This is a genomic window from Nocardioides epinepheli, assembly GCF_037936805.1.
Classification (GTDB): Bacteria; Actinomycetota; Actinomycetes; order Propionibacteriales; family Nocardioidaceae; genus Nocardioides.
On record NZ_JBBMMC010000005.1, the window covers coordinates 265874 to 279970 of the forward strand.

The following is a 14097-nucleotide window of genomic DNA, read 5'->3' on the forward strand; positions in this document are numbered from 1 at the left end:
TAACAACCCCGATCATTAATAGTCCCGCGATCAGAGCGATAACGGCGCAGCCCAACGTGGCCGATCGGATGTCTTCTCCTGGAACCACTCGCACGTGCCCTCACCTCGTCCTTTAGTCGATCCTAATTCGGGTACCAGAAGACGCGAAATGCGTCCCGTCGATCGACCACAAACACCGCGACTTCGCGAGTCGTGTCGGCTTCCCCGTCAGGCAGCGACTCCGACGCGAAAGCACCAAGACCGTCCCCGTCTAAAGCGATGGCGTTCAGTGGGCACGGCGGGTCAAGTTCCCGAAAGTTCCAGATATTGCAGGTGTCATTGTGGGCCTGTGCGTGGTTGTCGACTATGCCGAAGTAGAGCGTGAATGTTCGGGTCGTCTTCGCCGTGCTCGTCACCACCCTCGTTGTCGGTGCTCCGGCTCACGCCGGCGAACAGAACTACCGGCTCTCGTGCCTGGGAAGTTACGGCGGCGCGTACGCCCGCGCGGATCCCAGCAACTTCGAGTTGCGTTCGTCGAAGCCTGATTCGTCGGGCATGCGGCAAAGACGAGGGAGCAGTTTGGCGTCGCCGACATCCGTTGGCTCCAGGACCGGGTCCGGGAAGCAGAAGGTTGACCTGTTGACCGCCTCGGGCCGCAGGCGCACGTACGACGAGCCGAACCGAATCGCCCCGCCGTACGGATCGGCCCGACGGTTCCACGCGCTGTAGACAGGTCGCTCTGACGCGGGCCCGTCGTCGTACCTCCCGGAGAACAGCCTGCTCTCCCACCGGCACCGGTCGCCGCCGCGGAACGCCGTAAAACCGCCACTGGAGACGCCCGTCGCGAACTGTGACCTGTAGTGACGGTCAGCAGCCATCGACTCGATCACCTTGCCGGTTCCATGCGGCCAATCCGGATGGAACTGCAGCGTGACGGCCTCAACGCGAGCGGCCGACAGCTGGCCTCCAGCATTCTGCTGCCGCTCATGAGTCGATCGGGTCATGAGCGGATCCTACGAAGGTTCAGCCCTCCTCCCGGCCATCACCGGCGAGGAATACGTCGACGCTTGATACGCAGGCTGTCCAGTAGTAGTCGGGTGTCCGCATCAGACTGGTCAACAGGTCGTGCGCCAACCCAGGCTCGCGGTCAGCCGAAGCTCTTGCGCAACGTCGCAACCGAAATGTGCGGCCACCCGATGATCCCTTGGTCCGGCATCAACAGGATCCGGAAGTTCAGCACACACATCTGCGCGTACTGGAGCTGCATGATCGTGGGCCGGTCGGGGTGGGTCAGCTTCTGGATCCAGGTCGTGGCGTACACCATGCTGGCCTGGGCATTCGGGCCGGCGTCTCCGGCCGGCACCCCGCCGAGCAGGAACGGAGTGTTGGTCAGGCCACCGTTCGCGTTGGGCGGCATGACCGTGGTGTGTGGTCCGTACGGGTCGTTCTTCTCGTTGCGGAAGCCGACCTTCTGCTGGGTCATCACGTTCATCGCGACCCCCTCGAAGGAGTACCCGTCAGCGACCTGTGCCTCGACCTCGGCCTGCAGCAGTCTGATCGGGTCGTTGACCACCTCCTGCAACGCCACTCCCCTGATGCTGTCCGGCAAGGCATCTTCCGGTGGGTCCGTGTCATACGGCGTGCGCGGGTTGCCGGCACTCGCGGGCACGCTGAGGTCGTATTGCTGGAACGGCTTGAGGTGGTCCGAGCGCGATGTGCCTGCCTCGGAGGTCCCGTGAGCGTTCATGATCGGCTCTGCCGGCGGCTCGACCCCGGTGATCGGCGTGCTGTTGAACGACAGGAAGTCGGAGAAGGCGAACGGCTGGTTCCCCGCCGACAGCACGGGCGTGCCGGAGAACGCCAGGGCGGCCCCCTGGGCCAGCAGCGTGTTCCCGTGCGGGATCGACGACATGCGGTACACGATGTTGCCGCTGTCCGGCGCCCGCTCCGCCGGGTAGTCGGCGGGCGGCTGCAGCATCCACATGCCGGGCTCGATGTGGAGTGCTCCCCCGGTGCTCTTGTCACTCACCTTGTGCAGGTACGTCACCCCGTGCAGGTCGACACCGTCGCACCCGCAGGCGCGATTCGGAACCGGCGACCCGATCGCCGTGACGTCGTAGGTCTCCTGTGTCTGGTTGAGCTGGAGGTAGAGATTCGCGTGCCCAGAGAAGTCCGGGCGGGCGATCAGGTTGAACCCGGTACCCCGCCACGATCCGACGAGTTCTGCCAGGTGACCCAGGCAGGCCCGCCCGACTGCGGCGTCCGGGGTGAATCGCACCGACGAGACCGGCATGTGTTCCTCCTGAAGGGCGTCGTGCCCCAAAGGATCGACGCACTCGCCGCAGGCGCGCAACCTACTGAGAATGGGTCAGCCTTCAGTCCGCGTACTGCATCAGATGAATCATCGACCTCTGCCTGAACCCGACACTCCCAACCTGCCGCCCGCTCTGGTATCCGATCTGTGCAACCTACGCCTCAGCGGCCCGGTGGCCGGACCCGTTGCACAACGACTCACGCAACCCGATCGCCTACGGGAAGGTTGAGGTCCCCGCCACCGTCGGGTCGTCTGCGGTGATGGGTAGCGCGGAGCACTCCGACGCCTGCGCCGATCTGCTTGCCCAGGCAAGTGGCGACGCTCACCGCGGCCGCACGACTCCCCCGGCCGGTGCTGCGGCGTGTCGAGGACTTCGAGAGGGTCGCGCGGGTGCGGCGCCGCCGCCAGGTGGAGCGTGGGAGGTCGACCCGACCCGGACCGAACCGACCGACTGGGCCGGGTTCGTGACCCTCGCACTCGCCCGCGCGGCCGCGAACGTCGGCGGGATCGGGGGTCGCGCACGCCGGCCGGCCCGGCTGGTTGCTCACTGACGTTCAGCGGGCACCAGGGGTCCACGTCCTTGGCGCACGTCGTGGTGCACGTTCATGACAGTGCCGCACACCTGCTCAATGAGCGAATATCGACCCGTTCCCCCGATGGGCTGATATGCTCACTTTCATCCGAGGGGCTGATATTCACACACTGGGATGGTGCGGCGATGGCAGACTATCGATCGACCGTGCGCTCAGCCGAAGCGCTGGGCGGCGCGATTGCCCGACTCCGCTTTGAGCGTGGTCTGACCCAGGAAGACCTCGCCGAAGCGTTGGGGGTGTCCCGGCGCTACATCTACGAGATCGAGTCCGGGAAGCCGAACCTGTTCGCCCTACGACTCTTCGAAGCCCTGCGCGAACTCGGCGCTCATCTCGAAGTCGTCGCAGTCGATGTCGACGGGCCCGATCGCTGATGCGCGACCCGATCGATGTCTGGCTCTACGGCACCCGTATGGCGAGCATCGTGGAGTCACGCCACGGCCGCCTCGAACTGACGTGGGACAGCGACGCGCTGGACAGGTGGGGCCCCGGTGCCCGGTTGCTGTCGGCCAAGATGACTGTAGGGGACCGGCCAGTCGCGGCGCTGGTCAAGAACTACCTCGACGGTCTGCTCCCAGAGGGCAACGCTCGAGTCAACCACGCGTTGAGTGCCGGGGTGCCTCCGGACGACACCTTCGCCCTGGTCCGCGCCTACGGTCGCGACAGTCCAGGTGCTGCGATCTTTGTCACCGAAGGTGCTGGCGACCCGACCCGGGCAGGCCGCTACGAGCCGCTGACTCCGGGCGACGTCGCCGACAGGCTGCGCCGCGCCGACGAGCACTCACCCGCAACCCACGACGGGCTGGTCGGCGAGTCGAGCACCCTGCCCGGCATGGTCCCCAAGATCACGCTGCACCGCGACGGCGACGCCTGGTTCTCATGTAAGGACGGTGCGGCCTCGACCTGGATCATCAAACGGGCGTCCGCTGCCGGAACCGGAATCACTGACGTCGTCGACACTGAGGTCGCATGCTTGGACCTGGCCCGGCGCATCGGTCTGACCACGGTGTCCGCAGAGATCTTCGACCACGCCGGCGTCCGTGGAATCGCCGTCTCTCGCTACGACCGTGCACCCTCAGCGGAGAGCCCGCGGCTCCACCAGGAGGACCTCGCTCAAGCCACCGGCCTGAACACCCAGGACCCGAACCGGAAGTTCCAATGGGGCTCCCAGATGCCCTCGCTGAAGCACGCCGCCGACATCCTACGTCTCGACGGCGCCAACCCCGATTCGTTACTGAGACTGGCGACGTTCTCCTACCTCGTCGGAAACACCGACATGCACGCCAAGAACATCTCCTTCATGCGGCACTCCGACGGGAGCGTCGCGCTGAGCCCCGCCTACGACATCGCCATGCACCTGCACCACGACCGCGACAACCGCCGCTCAGCCCTCGACCTCAACCACAAGTTCCTCATGAACGACATCACCATCGACGACGTGATCGCCGAAGGAACCGCGTGGGGTATCCCCGAGCGGCGGGCACACAGAGTCGTCACCTCGACCGCGGAAGACCTGGCCACAGCCCTCCAGGAGATCGATCGCGGCGACCACCCCGGTGTGCCTCCGAGAGCATGGGACCTCGTCGAGGAACGCACGTACGAGGCAGCCGAGCCCATCACCCGCTCCCTCGCGGCCAGGAGCGTCGAATCCCAACGCTCCCCACTAGGAGGCAGTGAAGTCGTTCACAGCCACGGCAGCTCGGGCAGACCAGTCCAGTCGTACACCCGCAAGAGGCGTGGTCCGCGGCGACCGAAGTGACGAATCTTCAAGTCTTCAAGGCGGACCGTGCCCCCGGATTCCCGTGTCACCACGACTTGCGGTTCGCCGTGCTGTTGCGGAGCCGGTCGCCGTCCGTCCGGCGTGCGCGTTGGTGTAGCGCCCGGCCGTCGCGCCAGTCGGTCCCGGACGGCGGCGGTTCGGCGGCGACCCGGACACCCGTGACGAGATGGCGGGCGTCAGCCGAGCAGATCGGTCGGCGTACTCCAGGTGATGCCGGGGAACCTCGCGAAGTCGTTGTCGTAGGACATCACGCTCGCGCGGTGCTCCAGGGCCAGCGCGGCGAGGTGCGCGTCGTTCACGGGGTTGCCGCCGACGCCAACCGCCCTAAGCAGGGCACTGAGGTGCGTGAGGTGCCCGGCGCCGGCGTTGACCGGAACGGCTCCCGGGGCACCGAGCTACTCCCCTGCCTGGCCCAATGCGTCCTCGACGCTGAGCGGGTGCTCGAACAGCGCGGCTCGGGTCGCGAGCCGAACGAACGCGAGGAGCGGGAGCCAGGCCAAACCCACGGTGTCCTCGCCGGACAACGCCCGATCCAACCAGGCCCGCCCTTCGTCGAGGTGAGGGGCCTGCTCGTTCACGGCATATAGCAGGACGTTGGCGTCGACCAGCCTCACTGGCCTGATCGCATCCGGCGGATGAGCTCGTCGTCCTCGAGCTCACCGGCCAGCTGCAGCGCCTGGTCGAGATCGACACGTGGGCGGCTCATGGCATGGGTGCGGGTGGTGAAGGTACGCCGCGTGCGCGGCGCAGCGCCCTCGCGGATCGCGTCATTGAGGGCCTGCTTGAACGAGACCTGTCGCTCCTCCATCAGGCGCCGCACGAGCGACTCGGTGTCGGGGTCGAGAGTCACGGTGGTGCGCATGGCTGACAGCATAGAATCGCAGGTCATGATGCTTTGCTGTCACATCTGGAACGCCAGGCGAACAGCATCCCTCCCCGCCTGTGTCCGCACCAGACTCGACATGCCCGCCGCCCGCAGTTCGTCGCGATCGGTTGACCGCCGCTCCGGCGACCTGCCCTTCGCCGCGGTCGGTTGCAGCGTGGCGTTCGATGCATCCCAAGACGTCCCATCACGGAGAGCGCACTCGGGCTGCCGACGCGAGAGCGCCGCACGCCACACCGCGTCGACTTCTGCCACCACTACGCCGAGCGGAGGCCCTTCTTCTCCAGCCGCGGCATGACCTCCTGGGCGAAGTACTCCAGCTCGCCGACGTAGTCGACGAAGGCCATGGTGATGCCGCCGAAGCCGGACTTGGCGAAGCGCTCGATCTCGTCGGCGACGTCGTCGGGCGAGCCGATCAGCGGGCAGGTGCCGTGGCCGGCGGCGAACCGGCTGCGGAAGTTCTCCAGCAGGTCCTGGCTGAAGGACTGGGCGTGCAAGCCCTGGAGACGCATCAGGTTGTCGACGGCCTCCCAGTCGGCGTTCTCCTCGGCGTAGTAGTGCAGGTACTCCTCCGCCTCGGCGCGCGTCGGGCGGCACACGACGTGGGTCGGGGTCAGCACCCCCGCCTTCCGGCCGAGCGCGGCGGAGTTGGCGGTGAGCTCCTCCACGACCGCGGCGCCCTCCTCGGGGCCGGGCACGATGGTGAACACGAAGTCGGCGTTGCGGGCCGCGTACTCCTTGCCCTGGGAGCTGGACCCTGCGTTGAGGATCGGCAGGGCACGGTCGGCAGGCTTCGGCATCGACTCCACGCCGACCAGGTCCCAGAACCGGCCCTTGAGGTCGTAGCGGCCGTCGCGCGACCACAAGGTGGTGACGACGTCGATCCACTCCTGCGCCATCGCGTAGCGCGAGTCGTGGTCCTGCGGAAGATCGGCACCCAGGGCGACGTACTCGGGCTGGTTCCAGCCGGCCACCACGTTCACACCGATCCGGCCGGGCGCGATCTGGTCGATGGTGGACAGCTGCTTGGCGGTGACCACCGGGTGGTTGAACGCGGTGTGCACGGTGGCGAACGCGTTGAGCCGCTCGGTGTTGGCGAGGATGGCGGTCGCCCACGGGATGGGCTCGAGCACGCCCTCGTGGAAGTTGGTGGCGCCGCCGTAGCCGATCCAGCGCGCGATCGGCAGCATGAAGTCGATGCCGGTGGCGTCGGCGACCTTGGCCAGGCGGAGGTTGTCCTCCCACGAGCCCGACCACCGCTCCGGGATCGTGGTGACGGCCAGTCCGCCCGAGCAGTTGGAGGAGAACAGCCCGAGTCGAAAGTGGTCAGCGGTGGTGAACGAGGTGCTCATGTCGGTCCTTCTCTAGTGGGTCGAGGCGGTCTTCGGATGGTCTGGAGAGCTCAGCGCTGCAGGGTGAGGGGCACGGCCTCATCGGCGGTCATCGAGATCACCTGCCCGATCAGATAGGTGTGATCGCCGACGGCGAACCGCTCGGCGATGCGGCATTCGAGCCGCAGCGGCACGGGCTCGGCCAGCACCGGCATCCCGTCCAGCCCGGGCCGCCAGGCGACGCCCGCGAAACGGTCCGGAGACGAGGTGGCGAAGGTCGAGATCAAGCCGGTCTGCTCGGTCGACATCACGTGTACGACGTACCCCTCGGCGGCCAGCCACTCCCCCAGCTGGCTGGAGTCGTGAGAGATGCACCAGCCCACCAGCGGGGGTTCCAGCGACGTCGCATGGAAGCTGTTGACCGTCTTCCCGATCGGCCGGTCCGCCCCGTGGGCGGTCACGACCGCGACGCCGGTGGGCCACCGGGCCAGCTGGCCGCGCAGGCTCGCCGGGTTCACGTGGAGGCGGTCAGGTGTGATGCAGGTCATGCAGCGATGGTGCGCAACTCCCCCACCGCTCGCTATCCGGTTCGCGGCGCGCACTATCCATCCAGCGTCGCCATTCCAAAATGGTCCGCCTCGTAGCAGACTTGCGAGACACGCACTGCTCTCGATACCCCGGACGACAGTCCAGATGAAGGAGACCGATGGCACGGGTCTCGACGCCGCTCGGGAGCCACGGCGCACTCCACACCACCGATATCGACGACGCCCGCGCCTCGATCGCGGCCTCGCTCGCACCCCACGACCTCACCCCGCTGCGCGACGCCTCGGCGTTCCACGCCCAACACAACATCGCCGGCCTCGACCGCCTGAGCCTCCACTACATCGACTACGGCTCGGAGGTCGAGGTGGCCGCGCCGGAGCTCGACTTCCACCTCGTGCAGATCCCCCTGTCGGGGCACACCACGATCCGCGCCGCCGGGACGGCTGCCACCGTCGGCTGCCGCAGCGCCACGGCGGTGGTGCCGGGGGTGCCAGTGCGGATGAGGTACTCGGCGGGCAATCCGCGCCTGATGGTCCGGATCGAGCCCGACTTCGTGCGCGAACGGGTGTCGGTGGCCGTCAGTGGCGGCCTCGACGTGACCTCGCAGCCGGCCGACACCTTCGATCTCACCGCCGGCGTCGGGCGCGGCTGGCGCAGCCTGATCGAGACGGTCATGGCCGATCTCGAACGCGACGACGGCCTGACGTCCTCGCCGCTGGTCGTCGCCTCGCTGGAGGTGGCGATCGTCGACGGACTCCTGATAGCCCTCGCGACCAGACACGACGACGACCTCCCAGTGCCGTCGGCCTCGGAGCGCCCCATCCGCCGAGCCGCCCAGCTGATCGAGGAGCACTGCGCCGAGCCACTCGGGACGGCCGACATCGCCGAGGCCGTGGGGCTCTCGATCCGCGCGCTGCAGTCGGGCTTCCGGACCCACCTCGGCACCACACCGATGGCCCACCTGCGCCGGGCCCGGCTGGTCCGCGTACGACAGGCGCTGAGCGACGGCTCGGCCGAGTCGGTCACCGACGCGGCGCTGGCCTGCGGGGTGACCCATCTCGGGCGGCTCTCCAGCGACTATCGCGCCGCCTTCGGCGAGACCCCGAGCGAGACCCTGCGACGTGGGCAGTGACCGCCGACGGCGTATTGCGGCTGACCTGTGCGCATTCCGGATAGAGGCCATCGACCGTGACCACCTACCGTCCAGACTTATGGAATGTGACCGCGCTCACGCTGCGCAGGCGTCCATCGGTGACAACCGCCTCCCCTACCCGGAGCTCGGCGCCCGTCGCCGCCTGACCTGAGCCGGACTCGACAGGAAGGATCCACCACACATGGCCGAGCGGTCGTTCGCCCACGAGGTGCAGAAGTTGAGGGCCGGAGCCGGCACGGAGTTCACCGGCGAGGGGATCCTCGCGGTGACCAAGGCTCTGCTCCAGTCCGGAGTCGCCTACGTCGGGGGCTACCAGGGCGCGCCGATCTCCCACCTCATGGACGTGCTCGGCGACGCCCACGAGATCCTCGAGGAGCTCGACGTCTACTTCGAGAACTCGGCGTCGGAGGCGACCGCGGCCGCGATGCTCGCGGCGTCGGTGAACTATCCCCTACGTGGCGCGATCACGTTCAAGTCGACCGTCGGCACCAACGTCGCCGCGGACGCCCTGGCGAACCTGTCCAGCGGCGGCGTCCGCGGTGGGGCGCTGATCATCGTCGGCGAGGACTACGGCGAGGGCTCCAGCATCATGCAGGAGCGCTCCCACGCGTTCGCGATGAAGTCGCAGATGTGGCTGCTCGACCCGCGGCCCAACATCGAGGCGATCGTCGACGCCGTCGAGGCCGGCTTCGAGCTGTCGGAGGCCAGCAACACCCCGGTCATGCTGCAGCTGCGGCTGCGTTCGTGCCACCTGTACGGAAGCTTCACCGCCAAGGACAACGTGCGGCCGCCGACCACGGTCAAGGACGCCGTGGAGAACCCCGCGCGGAGCCTGGACCGCATCGTGCTCCCCCCGGCCAGCTTCCTGCACGAGAAGGAGAAGCTCGAGGACCGCTGGCCGGCCGCGGTCGAGTTCATCCGCAGCCGCGGGCTGAACGAGGTGCTCGGCCAGGACGGCGCGGCGTCCGACGTGGGCATCATCGTGCAGGGCGGGGTGTACAACACGCTGAACCGCGCGATGGAGCTCCTCGGCTGCTCCGACGCCTTCGGCAACACCGAGGTGCCGACCTACGTCATGAACGTGACCTACCCGGTCGTCGACTCCGAGATCCTGGACTTCTGCGCCGACAAGCGCGCCGTGCTGCTCGTCGAGGAGGGGCAGCCGGACTACATCGAGCAGAACCTCAACGCGATCCTGCGCCGCGCCGGCTCCGACGTCGCGCTGCACGGCAAGGACCTGCTCCCGGTCGGTGGCGAGTACACCGCCACCGCGGTGACCCAGGGCGTGCACGCCTTCTTGAGCAAGTACCGCCCCGACGTCGTCGACGGCACCCCGGCCCTGCTGCTCCCGCAGTCGGACCCCAAGAGCCCGTTCGCGCCGCGGGTGGACCCCTCGGTCGTCCAGACCCGGCCGCCCGGGCTGTGCACCGGTTGCCCCGAGCGACCGATCTTCGCCGCGCTGAAGCTGGCCGAGAAGGAAACCGGGAAGACCCACCATGTCAGCGCCGACATCGGCTGCCACCTGTTCGCGATCAACGAGCCCTTCAACCTCGGCGCCACCACGATGGGCTACGGCCTCGGCTCGGCGGGTGCGGCCGCCTTGAACTCCAAGGACGCCGACCGCCGCACGGTCGCGGTGATGGGCGACGGCGGCTTCTGGCACAACGGGCTGACCAGCGGCGTCGGCAACGCGGTGTTCAACCAGAGCGACCAGCTCCTCCTCGTCGTCGACAACGCCTACAGCGCGGCCACCGGCGGGCAGGACGTGCTGTCCTCCAAGGCCGACAACGTGCTGCGCTCGACCAAGCACCCGATCGAGAAGGCGGTACGCGGCATCGGGGTGCTGTGGGCCAAGACGGTCCCCGACACCTACAAGATCGGCGAGCTGCGCGACGTGTTCGTCCGCGCGCTCACCACCAAGGAGCCGGGACCGAAGGTCGTCATCGCGCAGAGCGAGTGCATGCTCAACAAGGAGCGACGCGAGAAGCCGCAACGGGCCAAGGCGGTCAAGGAAGGCAAGCGCGTCGTCAAGGAGCGGTTCGGTGTCGACGCCGAGACCTGCACCGGCGACCATGCCTGCATCCGGATCTCGGGCTGCCCGTCCCTGAGCATCAAGCCGAACCCCGATCCGATGCGCACTGACCCGGTCGCGACGGTCCTCGACTCCTGTGTCGGCTGCGGGGTCTGCGGCGCCAACGCGCACGCGGCGTCGCTGTGCCCGTCCTTCTACCGCAGCGACCTGGTGCACAACCCCAACCGGCGCGACAAGGCGCTCTCGGCGATCCGCGGGCGCGTGATCGGCCTGCTCTCGGCCGGCGTCGAACGCCGCGCCGCCCGCTACGAGACCGAGGAGGTCTGATGTCGACCTGGAGCACCGGCAGCCGGCCGATCACGATCGCCATCCTCGCCATGGGCGGTGAGGGCGGCGGCGTCCTGGCCGACTGGATCGTGTCGGTGGGCGAGAGCGCGGGCTACTTCGCCCAGACGACGTCGGTGGCCGGCGTCGCCCAGCGCACCGGCGCCACCGTCTACTACGTCGAGCTCTACCCCGGCGGCGAGGACCACTCCGACGACGTCCGCCGCGAACCGGTGCTCAGCCTGTTCCCGACCCCCGGCGAGGTCGACGTCGTGATCGCCTCGGAGCTGATGGAGGCCGGACGGGCGATCCAGCGAGGGTTCTCCACGCCCGACCGGACCACCCTGATCGCCTCGACCAACCGGGTCTACTCGATGGACGAGAAGCTCGCCCTCGGCGACGGGCGGGTCGACAGCAACACCCTCCTGGAGGCCGCCCACGCCGGAGCCGCCCGCTTCGTGGGGGCCGACTTCATGCAGCTGGCGCTGGAGGCCAAGAGCGTCATCAGCGCCTCACTGTTCGGGGCGCTGGCCGGCTCGAACGTACTCCCCTTCCCCCGCGAGGCCTTCGAGGAGGCCATCCGCGCCGCCGGCAAGGGGGTCGACGCCTCCCTGGCCGCCTTCGACGCCGGCTTCGAGGCCGCGCAACGACCGGCCCCGCAGCCCATCCCCGCCCCCGCTCCTTCGGGCACCGGGCCGGTGCCGATCACGATCGGACGGCGCCGCCCGGTCGACCCGGCCGAGGAGGCCGCGGCCGCGGCCGAGAAGGAGCGCGCCGAGCGAGCGCTGAGCGATCCGACGCAGCTAGTCGGGCCGCGACTGCGCCGTCAGGCCAAGCGGGTCGCCGCCGACTTCCCCGCCCCGGCCCGGTCGATGCTGCTGCACGGCGCGGTGCGGACCGCGGTCTACCAGGACCGCAGCTACACCGACCGCTACCTCGACCGGGTGGCGCGCCTGGCCGCGCTCGACCACGCCGACGACGCCCGGCTGAGCACCGAGGCGGCTCGCCACGTCGCCTTGTGGATGTGCTACCAGGACACCATCCAGGTGGCTCAGCAGAAGATCCGCCGGCACCGGCTGCAGAAGGTCCGCGAGGAGGCCAAGGCCGCGCCCGACCAGCTGCTGAACGTTCGCGAGTACCTCCACCCCCAGCTCGAGGAGATCGCCGACACGCTCCCGTCCTGGCTCGGCCGACGGGTCAACGCCTCGTCGTGGTACGCCAGGCTCGTCGCCCGGCTGACCCGCAAGGGCATGGTCGTCAACACCACCGGCGTCATCGGCTACTCGATGCTGTGGGTGATGGCGATGTTCCGCCCGACCCGCCCCCGCTCCTACCGGTTCGGGCGCGAGCAGGTCGCCATCGACGCCTGGCTCGACACCGCCGTCGACGCCGCGGCCACCGACTACGACCTGGCCTGCGAGATCATCGAGAACCAGCGGGTCCTCAAGGGCTACGGCGAGACCCACCACCACGGAGTCGAGAGCTTCACCAAGCTGACGGCCGCCGCCGAGCGACTCAAGGGCGAGCCCGACGCCGCCGCGACCCTTGCCCGGCTCCGCTCGGCCGCGCTGGCCGACGAGGACGGCGCGGCGCTGGACCGGGAGCTCGCGGCCTTGCGACGGGGCGCGCAGCCCGCGGCGGCGTCTGGCCGTTGACTGCTCCCGGCCCGGCTGGCCACGGGTCGCTGGGGTGTGACCTTCGCGCGGCTACAAGCAATCCCGTCCGGCCGGCGAACGGGAATTGATTCGTCCGAATCGTGCGGACGGAGCCCACTGTGATCATCGCCGCGATCCCGCAAACGCGCCTGACCGGACCGTCCGCCCACCACCGTCACGACCCCGGAGAACCTAAGCCTGACACCCGCCAGCCGGACTGCCGGCGTGCCACAGACCATCGCAGCATCACCCACGCGCCGCCGCCGAGCCCATAACAGTTGGCGGGTTGGTCGGTATGCACGTGGCTCCGCGCTAACGGTCCACCATTAGCTGACTTGGGTTATCATCGCCTACCTAGTAATGGCAGACGGCGCGACCAGGCACTCGGAGCACTGAGGTGAGGGATTGCGCTCCGATGTCCGTGGTCGTCCCTACGCTGCGAGCAAGTAGCAGGAAAGACCTAGCTAGGAGCTCTCGGTGACGAACATCCATAACATCGGCGACGGCAGCAGCGGCAACCAGCAGATCCGCGCGCACGGCGACGTCACCGCCCCGTTCGGCAAGGACGGTGGCGTTGCCATCAGCGGCGACAACCACGGCATCGTGATCACTTCAGTGCCAACGCCGGAAAAGCCGCTGCAGACCTTCGACATTGTCAAGAAAACGCGGATCGCTACCCCGGCGGCGCTCATCGGCACCGTCTCTGGTCTGATCACAATCGCCGGGTTCGTGACCGGCGCCTTCTCGGTGAATCAGCTCTTCGACGTCTTCAGGTCCGGCAACGGCTTCGACGCCACGAGCGGCACGCCTAAGGAGTCCTGGTGGCTTCTGGCATCCGCTTTCATGATCGCCATCGGCTTCGTCGGCTTGTCGTCTTTCCGATTCCTCCGTCGGAACGTGCTTTGGTTGCCAAAGTGGTGGGTCTTCCGCGCTTGGGCGGGAATCAAGGAGGAGAACGGCCGGACGTATCCGTACGCGCTTCGCCTCGCGATGCGATGCCCGATGTGCGCGAACAAGAAGCTCCGCTTCCAGCGGGTGCCTGCCGACGGCTACTATCTCATCAATCCTCAGACGGGCGAGCGCAAGAAGACCGTCGTGACGAAGTGGGCTCCGATGGCCGTCTGCCCTCGGTGCAAGGAGCACTCGATCCCGGTCAACATCTCGGGCAACGATTTCGACAAGGCTCTGCCGCGTTAGCGGTATGGCGGCAGCCATACTCCGCTCTTCCTCCGATATTGCTTGCTGTACTCGATGGCCTAATTCGGGCCGGCCCCTCCCGCCATAGGTCGGGCCGACCCCCGGGCGCTGCCTGATCCTTCTCAACCACAACGCAATCGAGTTCAGTGTCCCACCCGGGAAACCGCGTGGTCCGCTGCCGAACGCTCTGTTGTTCCGCGCCGGGCGGGCGCAATCCCGGCCGTCCCGGGTGTTCCGACTCGTCGGCGGCTCCCGCCGCTGAGCGGCCTCTTTGAGGCAGGACGTAGGGTGCTCGGCATGGTGTGACGTGGCT

Annotated in this window: 12 protein-coding genes and 1 pseudogene; 6 read left to right on the forward strand and 7 right to left on the reverse strand. The window is 68.2% G+C overall.

Annotated features, from left to right (window positions below; genetic code table 11):
- Positions 1-461: 461 nt before the first annotated feature.
- Both WMR31_RS09365 and WMR31_RS09370 read right to left on the reverse strand, forming a co-directional pair.
- Complete coding sequence (locus WMR31_RS09365; RefSeq protein WP_340538531.1) at positions 462-983, reverse strand: DUF3626 domain-containing protein; 522 nt, start codon at positions 981-983, stop codon at positions 462-464.
- A gap of 143 nt (positions 984-1126) precedes the next feature.
- The gene (locus WMR31_RS09370; RefSeq protein WP_340538532.1) at positions 1127-2332 is read right to left on the reverse strand and encodes a heme-binding protein; all 1206 of its coding nucleotides are present in this window, start codon (positions 2330-2332) and stop codon (positions 1127-1129) included.
- Between the two features lie 679 nt (positions 2333-3011).
- On the opposite strand from WMR31_RS09370, the gene WMR31_RS09375 reads away from it, so the two are divergent.
- Together WMR31_RS09375 and WMR31_RS09380 are read left to right on the forward strand one after the other, a co-directional pair.
- The gene (locus tag WMR31_RS09375) at positions 3012-3257 is read left to right on the forward strand and encodes a helix-turn-helix transcriptional regulator (protein ID WP_340538533.1); all 246 of its coding nucleotides are present in this window, start codon (positions 3012-3014) and stop codon (positions 3255-3257) included.
- A complete protein-coding gene (locus WMR31_RS09380) occupies positions 3257-4642 on the forward strand; it encodes a type II toxin-antitoxin system HipA family toxin (RefSeq protein WP_340538534.1) in 1386 nt (461 codons plus the stop codon). Before WMR31_RS09375 ends, WMR31_RS09380 begins: the two co-directional genes overlap by 1 nt.
- Positions 4643-4839: 197 nt before the next feature.
- Here the strand turns inward: WMR31_RS09380 and WMR31_RS09385 are convergent.
- The 5 genes and pseudogenes from WMR31_RS09385 to WMR31_RS09405 all read right to left on the reverse strand — a co-directional run.
- Positions 4840-5022, reverse strand: a pseudogene (locus WMR31_RS09385) (PIN domain-containing protein); the annotation flags it as partial.
- A gap of 36 nt (positions 5023-5058) precedes the next feature.
- Entirely contained in the window at positions 5059-5277 is a 219-nt protein-coding gene (locus WMR31_RS09390) for a PIN domain-containing protein (protein WP_340538535.1), read from the reverse strand.
- Positions 5274-5525: a hypothetical protein gene (locus tag WMR31_RS09395; RefSeq protein ID WP_340538536.1), complete on the reverse strand. Its 252-nt coding sequence runs from the start codon at positions 5523-5525 to the stop codon at positions 5274-5276. The genes WMR31_RS09390 and WMR31_RS09395 overlap by 4 nt, the downstream gene beginning before the upstream one ends.
- Before the next feature lie 278 nt (positions 5526-5803).
- Entirely contained in the window at positions 5804-6898 is a 1095-nt protein-coding gene (locus tag WMR31_RS09400; RefSeq protein ID WP_340538537.1) for an LLM class flavin-dependent oxidoreductase, read from the reverse strand.
- A 50-nt stretch (positions 6899-6948) separates the two neighbouring features.
- The gene (locus WMR31_RS09405) at positions 6949-7425 is read right to left on the reverse strand and encodes a flavin reductase family protein (protein WP_340538538.1); all 477 of its coding nucleotides are present in this window, start codon (positions 7423-7425) and stop codon (positions 6949-6951) included.
- 158 nt (positions 7426-7583) lie between these two features.
- Here WMR31_RS09405 and WMR31_RS09410 point away from each other — a divergent pair, with 158 nt between their 5' ends.
- The 4 genes from WMR31_RS09410 to WMR31_RS09425 all read left to right on the forward strand — a co-directional run bounded on the left by WMR31_RS09410 (position 7584) and on the right by WMR31_RS09425 (position 13784).
- On the forward strand, positions 7584-8555 hold the full coding sequence (locus WMR31_RS09410; protein WP_340538539.1) for an AraC family transcriptional regulator: 972 nt from the start codon (positions 7584-7586) through the stop codon (positions 8553-8555).
- A gap of 202 nt (positions 8556-8757) precedes the next feature.
- Positions 8758-10935, forward strand: a complete 2178-nt coding sequence (locus tag WMR31_RS09415; protein WP_340538540.1) for a thiamine pyrophosphate-dependent enzyme — start codon at positions 8758-8760, stop codon at positions 10933-10935.
- The gene (locus WMR31_RS09420) at positions 10935-12587 is read left to right on the forward strand and encodes an indolepyruvate oxidoreductase subunit beta family protein (RefSeq protein WP_340538541.1); all 1653 of its coding nucleotides are present in this window, start codon (positions 10935-10937) and stop codon (positions 12585-12587) included. The genes WMR31_RS09415 and WMR31_RS09420 overlap by 1 nt, the downstream gene beginning before the upstream one ends.
- Before the next feature lie 477 nt (positions 12588-13064).
- A complete protein-coding gene (locus tag WMR31_RS09425) occupies positions 13065-13784 on the forward strand; it encodes a hypothetical protein (RefSeq protein ID WP_340538542.1) in 720 nt (239 codons plus the stop codon).
- Positions 13785-14097 lie beyond the last annotated feature (313 nt).

Bases quoted from the DNA above. Each gene is read 5' to 3' on its own strand.
- WMR31_RS09400 (WP_340538537.1), bottom strand. From the start codon at position 6,898: ATGAGCACCTCGTTCACCACCGCTGACCACTTTCGACTCGGGCTGTTC.
- WMR31_RS09365 (WP_340538531.1), bottom strand. From the start codon at position 983: ATGACCCGATCGACTCATGAGCGGCAGCAGAATGCTGGAGGCCAGCTG.
- WMR31_RS09380 (WP_340538534.1), top strand. From the start codon at position 3,257: ATGCGCGACCCGATCGATGTCTGGCTCTACGGCACCCGTATGGCGAGC.
- WMR31_RS09415 (WP_340538540.1), top strand. From the start codon at position 8,758: ATGGCCGAGCGGTCGTTCGCCCACGAGGTGCAGAAGTTGAGGGCCGGA.
- WMR31_RS09395 (WP_340538536.1), bottom strand. From the start codon at position 5,525: ATGCGCACCACCGTGACTCTCGACCCCGACACCGAGTCGCTCGTGCGG.
- WMR31_RS09405 (WP_340538538.1), bottom strand. From the start codon at position 7,425: ATGACCTGCATCACACCTGACCGCCTCCACGTGAACCCGGCGAGCCTG.
- WMR31_RS09375 (WP_340538533.1), top strand. From the start codon at position 3,012: ATGGCAGACTATCGATCGACCGTGCGCTCAGCCGAAGCGCTGGGCGGC.
- WMR31_RS09420 (WP_340538541.1), top strand. From the start codon at position 10,935: ATGTCGACCTGGAGCACCGGCAGCCGGCCGATCACGATCGCCATCCTC.
- WMR31_RS09410 (WP_340538539.1), top strand. From the start codon at position 7,584: ATGGCACGGGTCTCGACGCCGCTCGGGAGCCACGGCGCACTCCACACC.